Source organism: Streptomyces sp. HNM0574, from assembly GCF_012726235.1.
In the GTDB taxonomy this organism is placed as follows: domain Bacteria; phylum Actinomycetota; class Actinomycetes; order Streptomycetales; family Streptomycetaceae; genus Streptomyces.
In genome coordinates, this window is record NZ_JAASAH010000001.1 from 185,219 (window position 1) to 201,539 (window position 16,321).

The 16,321-nt window shown below is 70.5% G+C and carries 10 protein-coding genes; 9 read left to right on the forward strand and 1 reads right to left on the reverse strand.

All coding sequences use genetic code 11. From position 1 onward, the window contains the following. Window positions 1-49: 49 nt before the first annotated feature. Window positions 50-3,502, reverse strand: coding sequence for a GH92 family glycosyl hydrolase (locus HCC30_RS00745; protein ID WP_169439967.1), 3,453 nt, complete (start codon window positions 3,500-3,502; stop codon window positions 50-52). A gap of 442 nt (window positions 3,503-3,944) precedes the next feature. On the opposite strand from HCC30_RS00745, the gene ngcE reads away from it, so the two are divergent. The 9 genes from ngcE to HCC30_RS00790 all read left to right on the forward strand — a co-directional run bounded on the left by ngcE (window position 3,945) and on the right by HCC30_RS00790 (window position 16,280). After that, window positions 3,945-5,369 (forward strand): N-acetylglucosamine/diacetylchitobiose ABC transporter substrate-binding protein, encoded by a 1,425-nt coding sequence (gene ngcE / locus HCC30_RS00750; protein WP_169439968.1) that lies wholly within the window; start codon window positions 3,945-3,947, stop codon window positions 5,367-5,369. A 78-nt stretch (window positions 5,370-5,447) separates the two neighbouring features. Beyond that, entirely contained in the window at window positions 5,448-6,371 is a 924-nt protein-coding gene (locus HCC30_RS00755; protein ID WP_169439969.1) for a sugar ABC transporter permease, read from the forward strand. Next, a complete protein-coding gene (locus tag HCC30_RS00760) occupies window positions 6,371-7,294 on the forward strand; it encodes a carbohydrate ABC transporter permease (RefSeq protein WP_169439970.1) in 924 nt (307 codons plus the stop codon). Before HCC30_RS00755 ends, HCC30_RS00760 begins: the two co-directional genes overlap by 1 nt. 308 nt (window positions 7,295-7,602) lie before the next feature. Next, a complete protein-coding gene (locus tag HCC30_RS00765; RefSeq protein WP_169439971.1) occupies window positions 7,603-8,772 on the forward strand; it encodes an ROK family transcriptional regulator in 1,170 nt (389 codons plus the stop codon). Between the two features lie 189 nt (window positions 8,773-8,961). After that, entirely contained in the window at window positions 8,962-10,065 is a 1,104-nt protein-coding gene (locus HCC30_RS00770; protein ID WP_169439972.1) for a substrate-binding domain-containing protein, read from the forward strand. Window positions 10,066-10,267: 202 nt separating this feature from the next. Then, window positions 10,268-11,065: an ATP-binding cassette domain-containing protein gene (locus HCC30_RS00775; RefSeq protein ID WP_169440479.1), complete on the forward strand. Its 798-nt coding sequence runs from the start codon at window positions 10,268-10,270 to the stop codon at window positions 11,063-11,065. 8 nt (window positions 11,066-11,073) lie between these two features. Further along, on the forward strand, window positions 11,074-12,333 hold the full coding sequence (locus HCC30_RS00780; RefSeq protein WP_206323263.1) for a sugar ABC transporter permease: 1,260 nt from the start codon (window positions 11,074-11,076) through the stop codon (window positions 12,331-12,333). Between the two features lie 313 nt (window positions 12,334-12,646). Continuing rightward, window positions 12,647-14,563 (forward strand): 1-deoxy-D-xylulose-5-phosphate synthase, encoded by a 1,917-nt coding sequence (gene dxs / locus HCC30_RS00785; protein WP_169439974.1) that lies wholly within the window; start codon window positions 12,647-12,649, stop codon window positions 14,561-14,563. Window positions 14,564-14,780: 217 nt separating this feature from the next. Continuing rightward, window positions 14,781-16,280 carry an amino acid permease gene (locus tag HCC30_RS00790; RefSeq protein WP_169439975.1) on the forward strand — a complete coding sequence of 500 codons (1,500 nt, stop codon included), beginning with the start codon at window positions 14,781-14,783 and terminating at the stop codon, window positions 16,278-16,280. Window positions 16,281-16,321: the final 41 nt, after the last annotated feature.

Sequence of the window (16,321 nt, forward strand, 5' to 3'; positions counted from 1 at the left end):
GGGCCGCACCCCGCTTCGTGCGGGGTGCGGCCCTTCCGCGTTCCCGGGCTCAGCCCAGGAGTTCGACCTCCGCCAGGCGCGCGCCGCCGCCCCGCGGGACGAGCCGGTAGGTGTCGTACCGGGCCGGCTCCGGCAGCGAGAAGACGCGGGTCTGGCGGTCCCAGCGGAAGCGCTCGTCCCGGCGCCGGTCGACGGGCGTCCACGGCCCGTCGCCGCTGCGGCCCTCCAGCACCCAGCGCCGGGGCGCGTCCCCGGCCCGGTCCGAGGTCAGGGTGTACGCGCGGACCCGGGACCCGTCCTCGACGGTGAACCCGCCGCCCGGTACGGCCCCGGCCGTCGCCGAGGTGTTGTCGAGCAGCGGGCCCTTGCCCGGCGCGGTCACGTCCCGGGGCGGGTCGGGGACCTCGACGTCGCGGGAGAGCGAACTCGGCCCGTCCTGCTTCCCGCTGCCCCACTTCGAGGGCTCGGAGCCCATGTCGAACTCCAGGGTGGCGCCCCGCGCGAGCAGCCGGTGCGGCAGCCGCGTCGACGTCCACTCCTTCCCGTTGACCTTCAGCCCCTGCACGTACGGCGTCCGCGCGCTGTTCCCCGGCGCCTTGACGACCAGCTCGCGGCCGCCGCCGAGCCGGACCCTGGCCTCGGTGAACAGCGGTGATCCGACGGTGTATTCGGGCGCGCCCATCACCAGCGGGTAGAAGCCGAGCGCGGAGAACAGGTGCCAGGCGGACATCTCGCCGTTGTCCTCGTCCCCGGGGTAGCCCTGGCCGATCTCGCTGCCGAGGTAGAGCCGGGAGAGGACCTCGCGGACCTTCGCCTGCGTCTTCCACGGCTGTCCCGCCGCGTTGTACAGGTACGCGATGTGGTGCGCGGGCTGGTTGCTGTGCCCGTACATGCCCATCCGCACGTCGCGGGCCTCCGTCATCTCGTGGATGACGTCCCCGTAGGAGCCCGCGTACTTCTTCTCCGCGGTCTCCGGGGTCGCGAAGTAGCGGTCCAGTTTCCTCGCGAGGCCGGCGCGGCCGCCGTGCAGCGCGGCCAGTCCGCGGGTGTCCTGCGGCGCGGTGAAGGCGAAGTTCCAGCCGTTGGTCTCGGTGTAGTCGTGGCCCCAGACGCGCGGGTCGTAGGCGTCGGGGGCCAGCCGCCAGGAACCGTCCGGCTTCCGGCCCTGGAAGAAGCCGGTCCGTTTGTCGAAGTGGCGGACGTAGTTCTGCGCACGGCCCCGGAAGTACGCCGCCTCCTCCGCGTACCGCCGCTTCCCGGTCTTCCGGTGCAGCGCGGAGGCCATGCGGGCGATGCCCGAGTCGTTGAGGTAGCCCTCCAGCGCCCAGGACATGCCCTCGGGGGTGTCCGTGCTCGTGTAGCCGAGGAACGGCGAGGTCGCCATGCCCTTGCGGCCGACGCCGGGGTCCGGCGGGGCGACCGTCGCGTTCTTCAGCGCCGCCTCGTACGCGGTCTCCGCGTCCAGGCGCACGCCCTTGGCGTACGCGTCGGCGAAGGCGACGTCCGAGCTGGTGCCGGTCATCAGGTCCGCGTAACCGGGCGAGGACCAGCGGGAGATCCACCCGCCGTCGCGGTACTGCTGCACGAAACCGTCGGCCATCCGCGCCGCCCGCTCGGGGGTGAGCAGGGAGTAGGCGGGCCAGGTCGTGCGATAGGTGTCCCAGAAGCCGTTGTTGACGTTGACCTCGCCGTCGACGATCTTCGAACCGGTCTCGGTCGGGGTGTCGGGACGCTCGGCCTTCGAGAACGGGCTGGCGTAGCGGGTGCGTGAACCCACCCGCTCGTGGCCGGAGTTGGGGTAGAGGTAGAGCCGGTAGAGGTTCGAGTACAGCGTCGTGAGCTGGTCCTCGGAGGCGCCCTTCACCTCGACGCGGCCGAGGATGCGGTCCCACTGCCGCCGCGCCCGCTCCCGCACCCGGTCGAAGGCGTCGGCGGCCTTGAGCGCGCCCTTCTTCCCGCCGGAGCCGCTTCCGGCGACCTCCGGGATCTCCTGCCGCAGGTTGTCCTTCGCCTGCTCGACGCTGATCAGCGAGGTGGCGATGCGCATGCTGACGGTGCGGTCGGCGCCCGGAGCGAAGCGCAGGTAGCCCGTGACGTTCCCGTCCTCGCCGCTGCCGCCGCCCCGGAGCGGGCCGCCGTCGGTCACGGGCGCGTCGAAGGCGGCGTACACGAACATCCGGGTGGCGCCGGTCGACAGCCCGCTCTTGACGTCGGAGTAGCCGGTGACGACGCCGCGTTCGGTGTCGAGGCTCAGCCCGCCGCGGTCGTCGACGTTGTCGAAGATCAGGCTCGCGTCGTCGCCGGGGAAGGTGAAGCGCATCATCGCGGCGTGGTCGGCCGGCGCGATCTCGGTGCGCAGGCCGTTCTCGAAGGTCACGCCGTAGTGGTGCGGTTTCGCCGTCTCCCGCTCGTGCCGGAAGGGCAGTGCCCGCTTCTTCCGCGAGGCGTCCGGGGTGCCCCGCGCCGTCGACGGCATGACCTGGAAGGTCTGCCGGTCGCCCATCCACGGGCTCGGCTCGTGGCTCGCGCCGAACGCCTGGAGGGTGGGCCGGTTCTCCGCGTCGTTCCCGCGCGCGTACTCGTACAGCCAGTCCGTGGAGCCCGCGTCGGTCACCGGGGTCCAGAAGTTGAAGCCGCCCGGGACAGCCGTCGCGGGGAAGGTGTTGCCGCGCGAGAAGTCGCCGCTGGAGTGGGTGCCCCGGGTGGTCACCACGTGGTCGGACGGGCGGGCCCGCGGCTCCGGCTCGGGCCGGGGCGCGAGCGTCACGTCGTCCACCCAGCCGCTGAACCGGCCGCCGCCGCGCGGGTTGTCGTACGCGAGGAGGACCCGGTCGACGGTCTTGCCCGCGGCGACGCGGCCGATCCGGGCCTCCCGGTGGTTCCACTGGTTGACGTGCAGCGTCTTCGCGCGGCCCTGCCCGCGCGGCGACATGCGCGTGCCGTGCTGGTCCCGGGCGCGCAGGTCGCTCAGGTAGGTGCCGTCGGTGAAGGCGAGGTCGAGGGAGGCGTGGGTGGCCGCGTAGCGGCGGTCGCCCTCCGGCATCTCGGGGAACAGGCGGTAGGAGAGGACGGTGTCCCGGGTGACGCGGGTGTCGACGTCGAAGACCCGGTTGTAGGACCAGCCGCGGCCGGTGCCCGCGTGCGTCCCGGCGTAGCGCAGCGCCCGGAGGCCGGTGAAGCCGGCGTGCGGCTTGGCCGTCGGGGACTCGGCGGGGCCGCCGCCGGTGCGGGTGGACATGCCGCGGGGCGTGCGGCCGTCGTCGTCGTGGGTGACGCCGCCGGTGCGCGGGGTGCCGTCCGGGGCGGTCTCGACGGAGTCGGCCCAGTCGGGGGCCGGTTCGCCGGGTTCGAAGGAGGAGTGGAAGCGGGTGTGGCCGTCCGCGGCGTCCGGGTGCGGGACGGCGGTGGCCGCGCCCTGGGCCGTCACGACGAGCAGGACGGCGGACAGCAGGGTCGCCGTCCGGGCGGGGCGGGACGGTGCCGGGCGCGCGGGGTGTCGCATCGGGGACCTCGCAACGAGTCTGACATCGTTGTCAACTGCGTGGTGCGAGTGTCAAGTAAGCGGTGCGGAACGGGTGTTGTCAAGGACGCCGAAAGGGCCGGAACTCCGGTGGGGGAGCGGCCGTCGCCGGGGTGGCCTGGGGCGGACCCGCGCGGTTCCGTCCAAGCGTGGCGCGCGGATGTCCAACACCCGCCGCGAAATCGACGGGGGTGAGGTCTCAACTCGGGAAAGATGGACGGCGGGCTTGCTTTCGATCTTGCCCTGCCGACGAAAAGTGGACTATACCTGTCGGCACCTTGCGCGGCCCCACACGGCCGCCGCGGTAGCGAGACCAGCAAGACCCCAGCTTCAACTGACCCGCGGTGCCGGGCCCTTCGCCCGTGGGCGAGCTGACGGGAGGCCGGCGCACCGCCTGAGTCCTGGAGAAGGCGAGGACTTGAGCATGGGATCCACCAGCGTCAACCGTCGCGATCTGATCAAGCGGGCCGCGGCCGCGGGCCTTGTCACCGTTCCCGCGGTATCCGCGCTGACCTCCTGCGCCAGCGGGAGCGGCGACAGCGACCAGGTCGACAAGGGCAAGAAGACCAAGGACAACCCTCTCGGGGTGAACGGCAAGGCCCCGCTGGAGCTGTACATCTTCGACGGCGGATTCGGCGTCAAGTACGCGCAGGACGCGCGGAAGGTCTACGAGAAGAAGTTCCCCGAGGCCAAGGTGGAACTCAAGTCGACGCAGAAGATCCAGTCGGTGCTCCAGCCGCGCTTCAACGGCGGTACGCCGCCCGACCTCATCGACAACAACGGTGCCGAGCAGATGGACATGGGCACCCTCGTCGGCAAGGACCAACTCACCGATCTCACCCCGCTGATGGACGCCCCGTCCTACGACGACCCGGGCAAGAAGGTGCGCGAGACGCTGCGCCCCGGAGTCGTGGAGATGGGCCAGTTCGACGGAAAGCCCGTCTGGGTCCTGTACTACGCCTACACGGTGTACGGCGTGTGGTATTCGCAGACCGCGCTGGAAAAGCTGGACGTGACGTACCCGGAGACCTGGGACGACATGATGAAGGTGTGCGCGAAGGCGAAGAAGGAGGGAATCGCCGGGTGGACCTACCCCGGCAAGTACCCCTATTACTGGCCCTTCAGCCTCTACCCCTTCATCGCCAAGATCGGCGGTCCCGAGACGCTGGACGCCATCGACAACCTGGAGCCCAACGCCTGGAAGCACCCGGCCGTGAAGGCCGCCTTCGAGGCGTACTACGAGCTGGTCCGGAAGGACTACATCCTCAAGGGGAGCCCGGGGCTCACGCACATCGAGTCGCAGACGGCCTGGAACCAGGGCAAGGCGCTTTTCGTGCCGAACGGTTCGTGGGTCGAGAACGAGTCGAAGAACACGACGCCGAAGGATTTCCGGATGCGGGTGTCCGGGCCGACCGGCCTGGACAGCTCGGACAAGATGCCGTTCGGCACGCTCTGGGCCTCGGGCGGTGAACCGTTCATCGTGCCGAAGAACGCCAAGAACCCCGACGGCGGGATGGAACAGCTCCGCGTCATGCTCGGTGAGAAGTCCTCGAAGAACTTCATCCGGCAGGTCTCCTCCCTCACCTCCCTCGACGGCGGGACGGACGGACTCGACCTGCCGCCCGGGCTCAACTCCGCGGTCGAGGCGCTGGACAAGGCGGGCAAGAACATCGTCAACCCCCGTATGCAGGACTGGTACGTGGCACTCCAGAAGGAGAAGATCGGCGTCGGCGGCCTGGGCGAGATGATGGCGGGCCGGGCGACCCCGGCGGAGACCATCAAGAAGATCCAGAAGTACGCGGACGACGCGGCCAAGGACGACTCGATCAAGCACTACAAGCACCGGTGAGCCGGCCGGGGAGCGAGGGGCGCCCCGGAGCGTCCCCGTGACGGCGACGGCACCTGCGGGAAGATCGGGGACACGGTAATGCAGCACGGCAAGTACCGCTTCATCGCGGGATTCCTGGCCGTACCTCTGGGCGTCTATCTGCTCTTTGTCGTATGGCCCTTCATCCAGTCGATCTATTATTCCTTCACCGACTGGACGGGACTCAGTCCGCAGTTCTCGATGGTGGGTTTTGACAACTACACCAAGATGTTCGGGGACGAGACGTTCTGGAAGGCGCTCCAGCACAGCCTCACCTTCATGCTGCTGCTGCCGCTGGTGACGCTGGGCATCGCGCTGTTCCTGGCGTACATGATCAATGTGGGCGGGCGACGGCGTAAGAACGCGGTGGTGGGCGGCGTCCGGGGGGCCGGGCTCTACAAGGTGCTCTACTTCTTCCCGCAGGTGCTGTCGATCGCCATCGTCGCGCTGCTCTTCCAGTTCGCGTACAACCCCCGCAGCGGGGCGCTGAGTTCGGGGCTGGAGGCGCTCGGGCTCGAATCCCTGAAGCGGAACTGGCTCGGTGATCCGCAGACGGCGCTGTGGTGCATCATGGCCGTTCTGGTCTGGAGCACGGTGGGTTTCTTCGTGGTCCTCTTCTCCGCCGGAATGACCTCCATCCCGAAGGATTTCTACGAGGCGGCCGTGCTGGACGGCGCGAACCGCGTGACCACCTTTTTCCGGATCACCCTGCCGCTGCTGTGGGACACCGTGCAGTCGGGCTGGATCTACATGGGTGTGATGGTGCTGGGCGCCGAGGGATTCGCCGTCGTCCAGATCATGACGGTGGGCCCGGGCGGGCCGAACGATTCCACGCAGGTGCTGCCGCTGTACGTGTACCAGAAGGCATTCCGTGACGGCCAGGCCGCGTACGCGACGACCGTCGGCGTCGCGCTTCTCCTCGTCACCCTGGCCTTCGCCGCCATCGTATTGAAGCTCGGACGCCGCGAGCGGCTGGAGTACTGATGAAGACCACGGACATCACGCGGCCCGAGGACACCTCGGGGGAGCCGGGCCCGGAACCGGTGCGGAAAGCGCCGGAAGCGGAGGACGTACGGAAACCCGAGGGCCGGGTGCTCAACGTCTTCTCCCACGGCATGCTCGTGCTCTGGGCGTTCATGGTCACGCTGCCGCTGCTGTGGGCGGTGATGACCTCGTTCAAGACCGACCGCGACATCTTCACCTCGCCCTGGTCGCTGCCGGACGCGCTGCATTTCGAGAACTGGGCCCGTGCCTGGTCCGAGGCGCACATGAGCGAGTATTTCCTCAACACCGTTCTGGTGGTGGGGTGTTCGCTCACCGGCACGCTCGTGCTCGGCTCGATGGTGGCGTACGTGCTGGCCCGCTTCGAATTCCCGGGGAACCGGGCGCTGTACTTCCTGTTCATCGGCGGCATGAGCTTTCCGGTGATGCTGGCCCTCGTCCCGCTGTTCTACGTCCTGAACAACATGGGGATGCTGAACACCTTCCACGGGCTCGTCCTCGTCTACATCGCCTATTCGCTGCCGTTCACGGTGTTCTTCCTGACGGCCTTCTTCCGGACGCTGCCGACCTCGGTCGCGGAGGCCGCCTTCATCGACGGGGCCTCGCACACCCGGACGTTCTTCCAGGTGATGCTCCCGATGGCCAAGCCGGGGCTGATCAGTGTGGGCATCTTCAACTTCCTCGGGCAGTGGAACCAGTACATGCTGCCGACGGTGCTCAACACCGAGAGCGACAACAAGGTGCTGGCGCAGGGGCTGGTGGAACTCGCCGTGAGCCAGGGCTACAAGGGCGACTGGTCCGGGCTCTTCGCCGGCCTGGTGATGGCGATGCTCCCGGTGCTCGCCGCGTACATCCTCTTCCAGCGTCAGGTGGTCTCCGGGCTGACGGCGGGGGCGCTCAAGTAGCACGGCCCGTGACGGCACACGTCGTACCGGCGGTACGAGGGTGGTACGGCGCCCGTACGGCAGGGGCAGGACGGGGCGGTTCCGCGTGAAGGCGGGACCGCCCCGCGTCGTGCCCGCTCACGCTCCGTAGAATGACTCCACATATGAGCGCACCCCCCGCTCAGTCTGCGTTCAAGGTCTTGACGGGGAACTGCGAGCGGGGCTGTGCTTAGAGTTCATATATTGGAGACATGGCCGCGTTCCGACGACGTGACGCGGCAGCACGGGAGGGCCGTCGCGCCGCCCGTCGAGGCAGGAGTGGATCGCAAGTGGAGACTCCGGGGTCGCAGTCCTCGCTGCACCGGGCGAACCTGGAGCGGGTCGTACGGGCCGTACGCATGGCGGGCTCGCTCACGCAGGCGGAGATCGCCCGCACCACAGGGCTGTCGGCGGCCACCGTCTCCAACATCGTCCGGGAGCTGAAGGACGGCGGCACCGTCGAGGTCACCCCGACCTCCGCCGGGGGCCGCCGGGCCAGGGCCGTCTCGCTCAGCGACGACGCGGGCACCGTCGTCGGCGTCGACTTCGGGCACTCGCACCTGCGCGTCGCCGTCGGCAACCTCGCGCACCAGGTGCTCGCCGAGGAGGCCGAGCCGATCGACGTCGACGCCTCGGCCGGAGAGGGCTTCGACCGGGCGGAACAGCTGGTCAAGCGGCTGATCGCGGAGACGGGCGTCAGCCCGGACAAGGTCGTCGGCGTCGGCCTCGGCGTCCCGGGGCCGATCGACGCGGCCACCGGCGTGCTCGGCTCCTCGTCGATCCTCCCGGGCTGGGCCGGCACCAACCCGCGCGAGGAGCTGGCCTCCCGGCTCAGCGTCCCCGTGCACGTCGACAACGACGCCAACCTCGGCGCGCTCGGCGAGCAGGTGTGGGGCAACGGCCGCGGCGCCGCCGACCTCGCGTACATCAAGGTCGCCAGCGGCGTCGGCGCCGGACTGGTGATCAACGGCCAGATCTACCGGGGTCCCGGGGGCACGGCCGGGGAGATCGGGCACATCACGCTCGACGAGTCGGGGCCCGTCTGCCGCTGCGGCAACCGCGGTTGCCTGGAGACGTTCACCGCGGCCCGGTACGTCCTGCCGCTGCTGCACTCCACCCACGGCACCGACCTGACGATGGCCCGCGTCGTCCGGCTCGCCTCGGAGGGCGACCCGGGCTGCCGCCGCGTCATCGTGGACGTCGGCCGGCACGTCGGCAGCGGCGTCGCGAACCTGTGCAATCTGCTCAACCCCTCCCGGGTCGTGCTCGGCGGCGACCTCGCCGAGGCGGGCGACCTCGTCCTCGACCCGATCCGCGACTCGGTCGCCCGGTACGCGATCCCCAGCGCGGCACGGCAGTTGACGGTCGCGCCGGGGACACTCGGCGGGCGGGCCGAGGTGCTGGGGGCGCTGGCGCTGGTCCTCAGCGAGATGGACGAGACGCGGGGGCTGGGGCGGTAGTCGCTCGCGCGGCGGCTCGCCGACGGGTGCCGTGCCGCGCCAACTCGGCTCACCGTATTCAGAGTTGAAACAGATGGCATCGTTGCCGTCTCGTTAATGATTTACTTCTTGACGGTCGAATGCCCTGCGAGTTGACTTCCAGCCACCTCGGCCGCGACGACGCGGCCCCGTCAGGGAGGTTGGGACCGCATGAACGCGTATCCGCGTCGCGTCGTCTTCTCGGCGACCGCCATATGCCTGGCTGTTTCGCTCTCCGCCTGCGGAAAGGCGGGCGGCGGTGACGGCGCCGAAGACGGCGCGGGAGGGGACGGCAAGTCCATCGGCCTGCTGCTTCCGGAGAACAAGACCACCCGTTACGAAACCTTCGACCGCCCGCTCATCGAGAAGAAGATCAAATCCCTCTGCTCGGACTGCGAAGTGCGGTACAACAACGCCACGCAGGACACCGAGACGCAGAAGAAGCAGTTCGACGCGCTGATCACCCAGGGCGTCAAGGTGATCATTCTGGACGCGGTGAACGCCGAGGCCACGAAATCCTGGGTCGACCGCGCGGCCAGGAAGGGCGTCAAGGTCGTCGCCTACGACCGGCTGGCCGAGGGGGACATCTCCGCGTACGTCTCCTACGACAACGAGGAGATCGGCCGCCTCCAAGGGCAGGGCCTCGTACGGGCGTTGGGCGAGAAGGCCGGGGACAGCCGGATCGTCATGATCAACGGTTCGCCGACCGACCCGAACGCCGCGCTCTACAAGAAGGGCGCCCACTCGGTCCTCGACAAGAAGACCGGCGAGATCGTCTACGAGCAGGACATCCCCGACTGGTCGCCGGACGAGGCCAACAAGAAGATGGGCGCGGCGATCACCAAGGTCGGCAAGGACGGGTTCGACGGGGTCTACGCGGCGAACGACGGCATGGCCGGCGGCGTCGCCACGGCGATGAAGAAGTCCGGCGTCCAGGACGTCCCGCTGGGCGGCCAGGACGCCGAACTCGCGGGCCTGCAGCGGATCGTGAAGGGTGATCAGGACTTCACGGTCTACAAGGCGATCAAGCCGGAGGCCGAGACGGCGGCGGCGATCGCGGTCAAGCTGCTCAAGGGCGGCGACATCGGGAAGCTGGCCCCGGAGCGGACCGACAGCAAGAGCGCCCGCGATATCCCGGCGAAGCTGTACGACGCGGAGATCGTGACCCGGGACAACATCAAGGACACGGTCGTCAAGGACAAGGTCTACACGCCCCGCCAGATCTGCGACGGCAAGCAGCTCGCCAAGGCCTGCGCGGACGCGGGCCTGCTGTAGCCGCCCCGTCCCTGTCCAAGTCCCGTACCCCGCAAGCCCGTTCCGCAGTACGCCCGTGCCCGGCGGGGGCAGCAGCGCGCCCCCGCAGATCGGAGTTGGCCCCGTGCCGAACGAACCCGCACCCGAAGAATCCCCGCCGCCCGCGCCGTCCCCGTCCTACGCGCAGGTGCCGCCCGCGCGGCCCGGCGGGGACGACGGGCCCGTGCTGGCGCTGCGCGGGGTGTCCAAGCGGTTCGGCGCCGTGCAGGCGCTGACCGATGTCGACCTGGAGATCCGGGCCGGTGAGGTCGTCGCGCTCGTCGGCGACAACGGCGCCGGGAAGTCCACGCTGGTCAAGACTGTCGCCGGGGTGCACGGCGTCGACGGGGGCCGCGTCGAGTGGCGCGGCCGGCCCGTCACGATCGGCCGGCCGCACGACGCGCAGCACCTCGGAATCGCCACCGTGTACCAGGACCTGGCGCTCTGCGACAACCTCGACGTCGTCGCCAACCTCTTCCTCGGCAGCGAACTGCGGGGCCGGGGCGGGGTGCTGGACGAGATCGCGATGGAGAAGCGGGCCAAGGAGCTGCTGGACACCCTGTCCATCCGGATTCCGAGCGTCCGGATTCCCGTCGCGGCGCTCTCCGGCGGGCAGCGGCAGGTCGTCGCGATCGCCCGCGCGCTGATCGGCGACCCGTCCGTGGTGATCCTGGACGAGCCGACGGCGGCGCTCGGCGTGGAGCAGACGGCGCAGGTGCTCGACCTCGTCGAGCGGCTCCGCGAACGGGGCCTCGGCGTGCTGCTGATCAGCCACAACATGGCCGACGTGCAGGCCGTCGCCGACCGGGTCGCGGTGCTGCGGCTCGGCCGGAACAACGGCGTCTTCCCCGTGGCGGGCACCTCGCACGAGACGGTCGTCGCCGCGATCACCGGCGCCTCCGACAACGCGGTCACCCGCCGCCGCGCCCGCACGGCGACGCCGGAGCAAGCGACCGAACCCGCACCGGAGGGGGAGCAGTGAGCGACAGCCTGACCAGGAGCACGGACGGCGAGCGAGCCCGGGAGGAGGCGGGCGCCCCCGATCCGCGGCTGCTGGTGCGCGAGGCGGGGCTCGCCGGGTACTGGGGCGCGCTGCGGCGCCGGGTGCGCGGGGGCGAGCTGGGCTCGCTGCCGGTCGTCGTTGGCCTGATCGTCATCGCCGTGGTCTTCCAGTCCCTGAACCCGAGCTTCCTCTCGGCGGGGAGCCTGAGCGACATCGGGGTCTACATCGCGGGCACCGGGATCATGGCGACCGGCATCGTCTTCGTCCTCCTTCTGGGCGAGATCGACCTGTCCGTGGGGTCCGTCGCCGGGGTGGGTGCCGCCGTCTGGGCGGTGCTGAGCGTGACGCATGGGGTCGCCGACTGGCTCGCGGTGCTGCTCGCGATCGGCGCCGGGCTGGTGATCGGCGCGCTGCACGGGTTCTTCTTCGCCAGGGTCGGCGTCCCCGCCTTCGTCGTGACACTGGCCGGATTTCTCGGCTGGAGCGGGCTGCAGATCTGGCTCATGGGCGAGGAAGGCAGCATCACCACCCCCGAGGGCAGCATCGTCGAGCACCTGACCGGCTTCTACTTCTCGGACATCTCCGCCGCCTACGGGCTCGCCCTCGCCGCCGTCCTGGTGTACGGCGGGACGCGGCTGGCGGACGCGCGGCGGCGCTCGGCCGCGGGGCTGCCCGCGCCGCCGCCGGCCGAGACGCTGCTGCGTACGGCGCTGATGGCGCTGCTCGCCTTCGCCGCGGCGTACGTGCTCAATCAGTCCCGCGGGCTGCCGCTGGCGCTGGTGCTGTTCCTGGCGGTGCTGGTCGTCGCGGATTTCGTGGTGCGGCGTACGACGTACGGGCGGCGGATCTTCGCCGTCGGCGGGAACGCGGAGGCGGCGCGGCGGGCCGGGGTGAACGTGGAGGCGGTGCGGATCTCGGTGTTCGCCGTCGCGGGGATGCTGGCGGCCTTCGGCGGGCTGTTCATCGCGAGCCTCTCGGGCGGCGCGACGAAGAGCCTGGGCGCGGGGAACACCCTGATGAACGTGATCGCGGCGGCGGTCATCGGCGGTACCAGCCTGTTCGGCGGCAGGGGCAGGATCTGGTCGGCGCTGCTGGGCATCCTGGTGATCCAGTCGATTCAGCAGGGGCTGAATCTGCTCGGTATGGCCAGCGAGATCCAGTTCATGATCACGGGTGCGGTGCTGCTGGCGGCCGTCGTGATCGACTCCGTCTCCCGGCGTACCCAGAAGACCGCGGGCCGCACGTAGCGCCCCGCGCCCGGCCCCGCGCACGCCCCTCGGGGGCGCCCGGGCGTGCGCGGGGGAGTGCGGCGGAGCGCGGAACCTCGGATTGCATCGGCTACCGGGCAACCGCGGGGCCCCGGGCGCGCGTCTGGTGGCTCGTACGGAAGATCGGGACGTGGGTACGGGGGCCCGTGTGCCCGCTCCGGAGGGACGGCCGATCGCGTGACGGGGATCGCACGGCCGGATGCCCCGCCATCCAGGCGGAACATTAGACTCGACGGATCGGCACACAAGCTCTCGATCGCTCGCCAGTGACAGCGACAGCAAGGAGGCACGGGTGGCGTTGCTGACCCGCATCACGGGACCACGTGATCTCGACCCGCTCAGTCCGGAGCAGCTCGAAGAGCTTGCGGCAGAAATTCGGACATTCCTCGTCGAATCGGTCTCGAAGACCGGTGGTCACCTGGGGCCCAACCTCGGCGTGGTGGAGTTGACGATCGCCCTGCACCGGGCCTTCGACTCCCCCCGGGACAAGGTGCTCTGGGACACCGGGCACCAGTCCTACGTGCACAAGCTGCTCACGGGCCGTCAGGACTTCTCGGCGCTGCGCGCCAGGGGCGGCATGTCCGGCTACCCCTCGCGCGCCGAGTCCGAGCACGACGTCATCGAGAACAGCCACGCCTCCACCGTCCTCGGCTGGGCCGACGGCATCGCGAAGGCGAACGAGCTGCGCGAGACGGGCGACCACGTCGTCGCCGTCATCGGTGACGGCGCCCTCACCGGCGGCATGGCCTGGGAGGCGCTGAACAACATCGCCGCCGCCCAGGACCGCCCGCTGGTCATCGTCGTCAACGACAACGAGCGCTCGTACGCGCCGACCATCGGCGGCCTCGCCGACCACCTGGCGACGCTGCGCACCACCGACGGGTACGAGCGCTTCCTCGCCCGCGGCAAGGAGGTCCTCAACCGGACCCCGGTCGTCGGCCGGCCGCTGTACGAGACGCTGCACGGCGCCAAGAAGGGCCTGAAGGACTTCATCGCCCCGCAGGGCATGTTCGAGGACCTCGGCCTGAAGTACGTCGGCCCGATCGACGGCCACGACGTCACCGCCGTCGAGTCCGCGCTCCAGCGCGCCAAGCGCTTCGGCGGCCCCGTCCTGGTGCACTGCCTCACCGAGAAGGGCCGCGGCTACCAGCCGGCCCGCCAGGACGAGGCGGACCAGATGCACGCCGTCGGCGTCATCCACCCGGACACCGGCCTGCCGGTCAAGTCCTCGGGCGCCGACTGGACTTCGGTCTTCAGCGACGAGATGGTCAAGCTCGGCCGCGAGCGCGAGGACGTCGTCGCGATCACCGCGGCGATGATGCGTCCGGTCGGACTGCACGAGTTCGCGCAGGAGTTCCCCGACCGCGTCTACGACGTCGGCATCGCCGAGCAGCACGCGGCGGTCTCCGCCGCCGGTCTCGCCACCGGCGGGCTGCACCCGGTCTTCGCGGTCTACGCGACCTTCCTCAACCGCGCCTTCGACCAGCTGCTGATGGACGTGGCGCTGCACGAGTGCGGGGTCACCTTCGTGCTCGACCGGGCCGGGGTCACCGGCTCGGACGGCGCCTCGCACAACGGCATGTGGGACATGTCGATCCTCCAGTGCGTCCCGGGGCTCCGGCTCGCCGCGCCGCGCGACGCCGACCAGGTGCGCGCCCAGCTGCGCGAGGCCGTCGACGTCGAGAACGCGCCGACCGTCGTCCGGTACTCGAAGGGCGCCGTCGGCCCCGCCGTCCCCTCCGTCGGCCGCGTCGGCGGCATGGACCTGCTGCGCAAGGCCGGGACGCAGCGGCCCGACGTGCTGCTGGTCTCGGTCGGCGCGCTGGCGCCGATGTGCCTGGAGATCGCCGACCTGCTGAAGAAGCAGGGCATCTCGACGACGGTCGTCGACCCGCGCTGGGTCAAGCCCGTCGACGAGGAGCTGCCGCCGCTGGCCGACCAGCACCGCGTCGTCGTCACCGTCGAGGACAACTGCCGCGCCGGCGGCGTCGGTTCGGCCGTCGCGCAGGCGCTGCGGGACGCGGGCGTGGACGTGCCGCTGCGCGACTTCGGCATCCCGGACCGCTTCCTCGACCACGGCTCCCGCAAGGAGGTCATGGCCGAGGTCGGTCTGACGGCCCCGGACATCGCCCGCCAGGTCACGGGCCTCGTCTCCCGCCTCGACGGCGCGGACGACCCGGAGCGCACCCCGGAGGCCGCGCGCGACTGACCGGTCCGCCGCGAGAACCCGACGCCGGTGCGGCGGGAGGAACCCCCTCCCGCCGCACCGGCGTTTCGCGTTCCCGTGCCCCGCGGCCGGCCCCGTCGTCCGCCGCTGCGCCCATCGGGTGAAGACGCCGCCGCCCTGCACCGGACGTACGCCCGGCCCGCGCCACGGTGCGGATCATGGGGCCTCTTGCCGGTCGAGCGCGTCGCGGAGGATGCCGATGAACAGCACGGACCCACCCCCACCACCCAGCGGACTCTTCCGCACCAAGACCGTCGAGCAGTCCATCCAGGACACCGAGGAACCCGACCACGCGCTGAAGAAGTCGCTCAGCGCCTTCGACCTCATCGTCTACGGCGTCGGCGTCGTCATCGGCACCGGGATCTTCGTCGTCACCGGCACGGTCGCGAAGGAGTACGCGGGCCCGGCGGTGGCGGTGTCCTTCGCCGTGGCCGCGCTCGTCTGCGGCCTCGCGGCGCTCTGCTACGCCGAGTTCGCCTCCACCGTCCCGGTCGCCGGCTCCGCCTACACCTTCGCCTACGCCTCGCTCGGCGAACTGCCCGCCTGGATCATCGGCTGGGACCTGGTGCTGGAACTGGCCCTCGGCGCCGCGACCGTCGCGGGCGGCTGGTCCCAGTACATGACCGCGCTGCTCGGCAACATCGGCGTCTCCGTCCCGGAGCAACTCACCCACTCCGGCGACGACTTCGGCTTCGACCTGCTCGCCGCGCTGCTGGTGATGGTGCTCACGGCGGTGCTCATCGTCGGCATGAAACTCTCGGCGCGGGTGACGTCCGTCGTGGTCTCGGTCAAGGTGACGGTGGTGCTGCTGGTCATCGTCGCGGGCGCGTTCTACGTCACCGGCGACAACTACACGCCGTTCGTGCCGCCCGCCGAGCCGGTGGACGCGGGCACCTCGGGGCTGATGTCGCCGCTGGCCGAGCTGCTGTTCGGCTTCACGCCCTCGCAGTTCGGCGTGATGGGCATCTTCTCCGCGGCCGCCGTCGTCTTCTTCGCCTTCATCGGCTTCGACGTCGTCGCCACCGCGGCGGAGGAGACCAAGGTGCCCCAACGCGACCTGCCGCGCGGCATCTTCGGCTCGCTCGCCATCTGCACCCTGCTGTACGTCGCGGTCTCGCTCGTCGTCACGGGCATGGAGAAGTACTCCGAGCTGGAGGGCGACGCGCCGCTCGCGAACGCGTTCAAGAGCGTGGGCGCACCCTTCTTCTCCGGGGTGATCTCCTTCGGCGCGGCCGTCGGCCTCACCTCCGTCGTGATGATCCTGCTGCTCGGCCAGACCCGGGTGTTCTTCGCCATGAGCCGGGACGGCCTGCTGCCGCGCACCTTCTCCCGCACCCACCCCACCTTCGGCACGCCGTACCGCTCGACCCTGCTGCTCGGCACCCTCGTCGCCCTCATCAGCGGCTTCTTCACCGTCACCGAACTCACCGAAATGGTGAACATCGGCACCCTGTTCGCGTTCGTCGTCGTCGCCCTCGGCATCGTCCTGCTCCGCAGGTCCCGGCCGAACCTGCCCCGCGCCTTCCGCACCCCCTGGGTCCCGCTGCTGCCGCTGCTGTCGGTGCTGGCCTCGTTCTGGCTGATGCTCAACCTCAGCGTGGAGACGTGGATGCGGTTCGCGATCTGGATGGCGCTCGGCGTGATGATCTACGCGCTGTACGGCCGGAACCACAGCCGGGTCCGCCGCGCCGCCGAGTGACCGACCCTCGTCGGGAGCGGCCCCCCCGTGCCGGATAACTT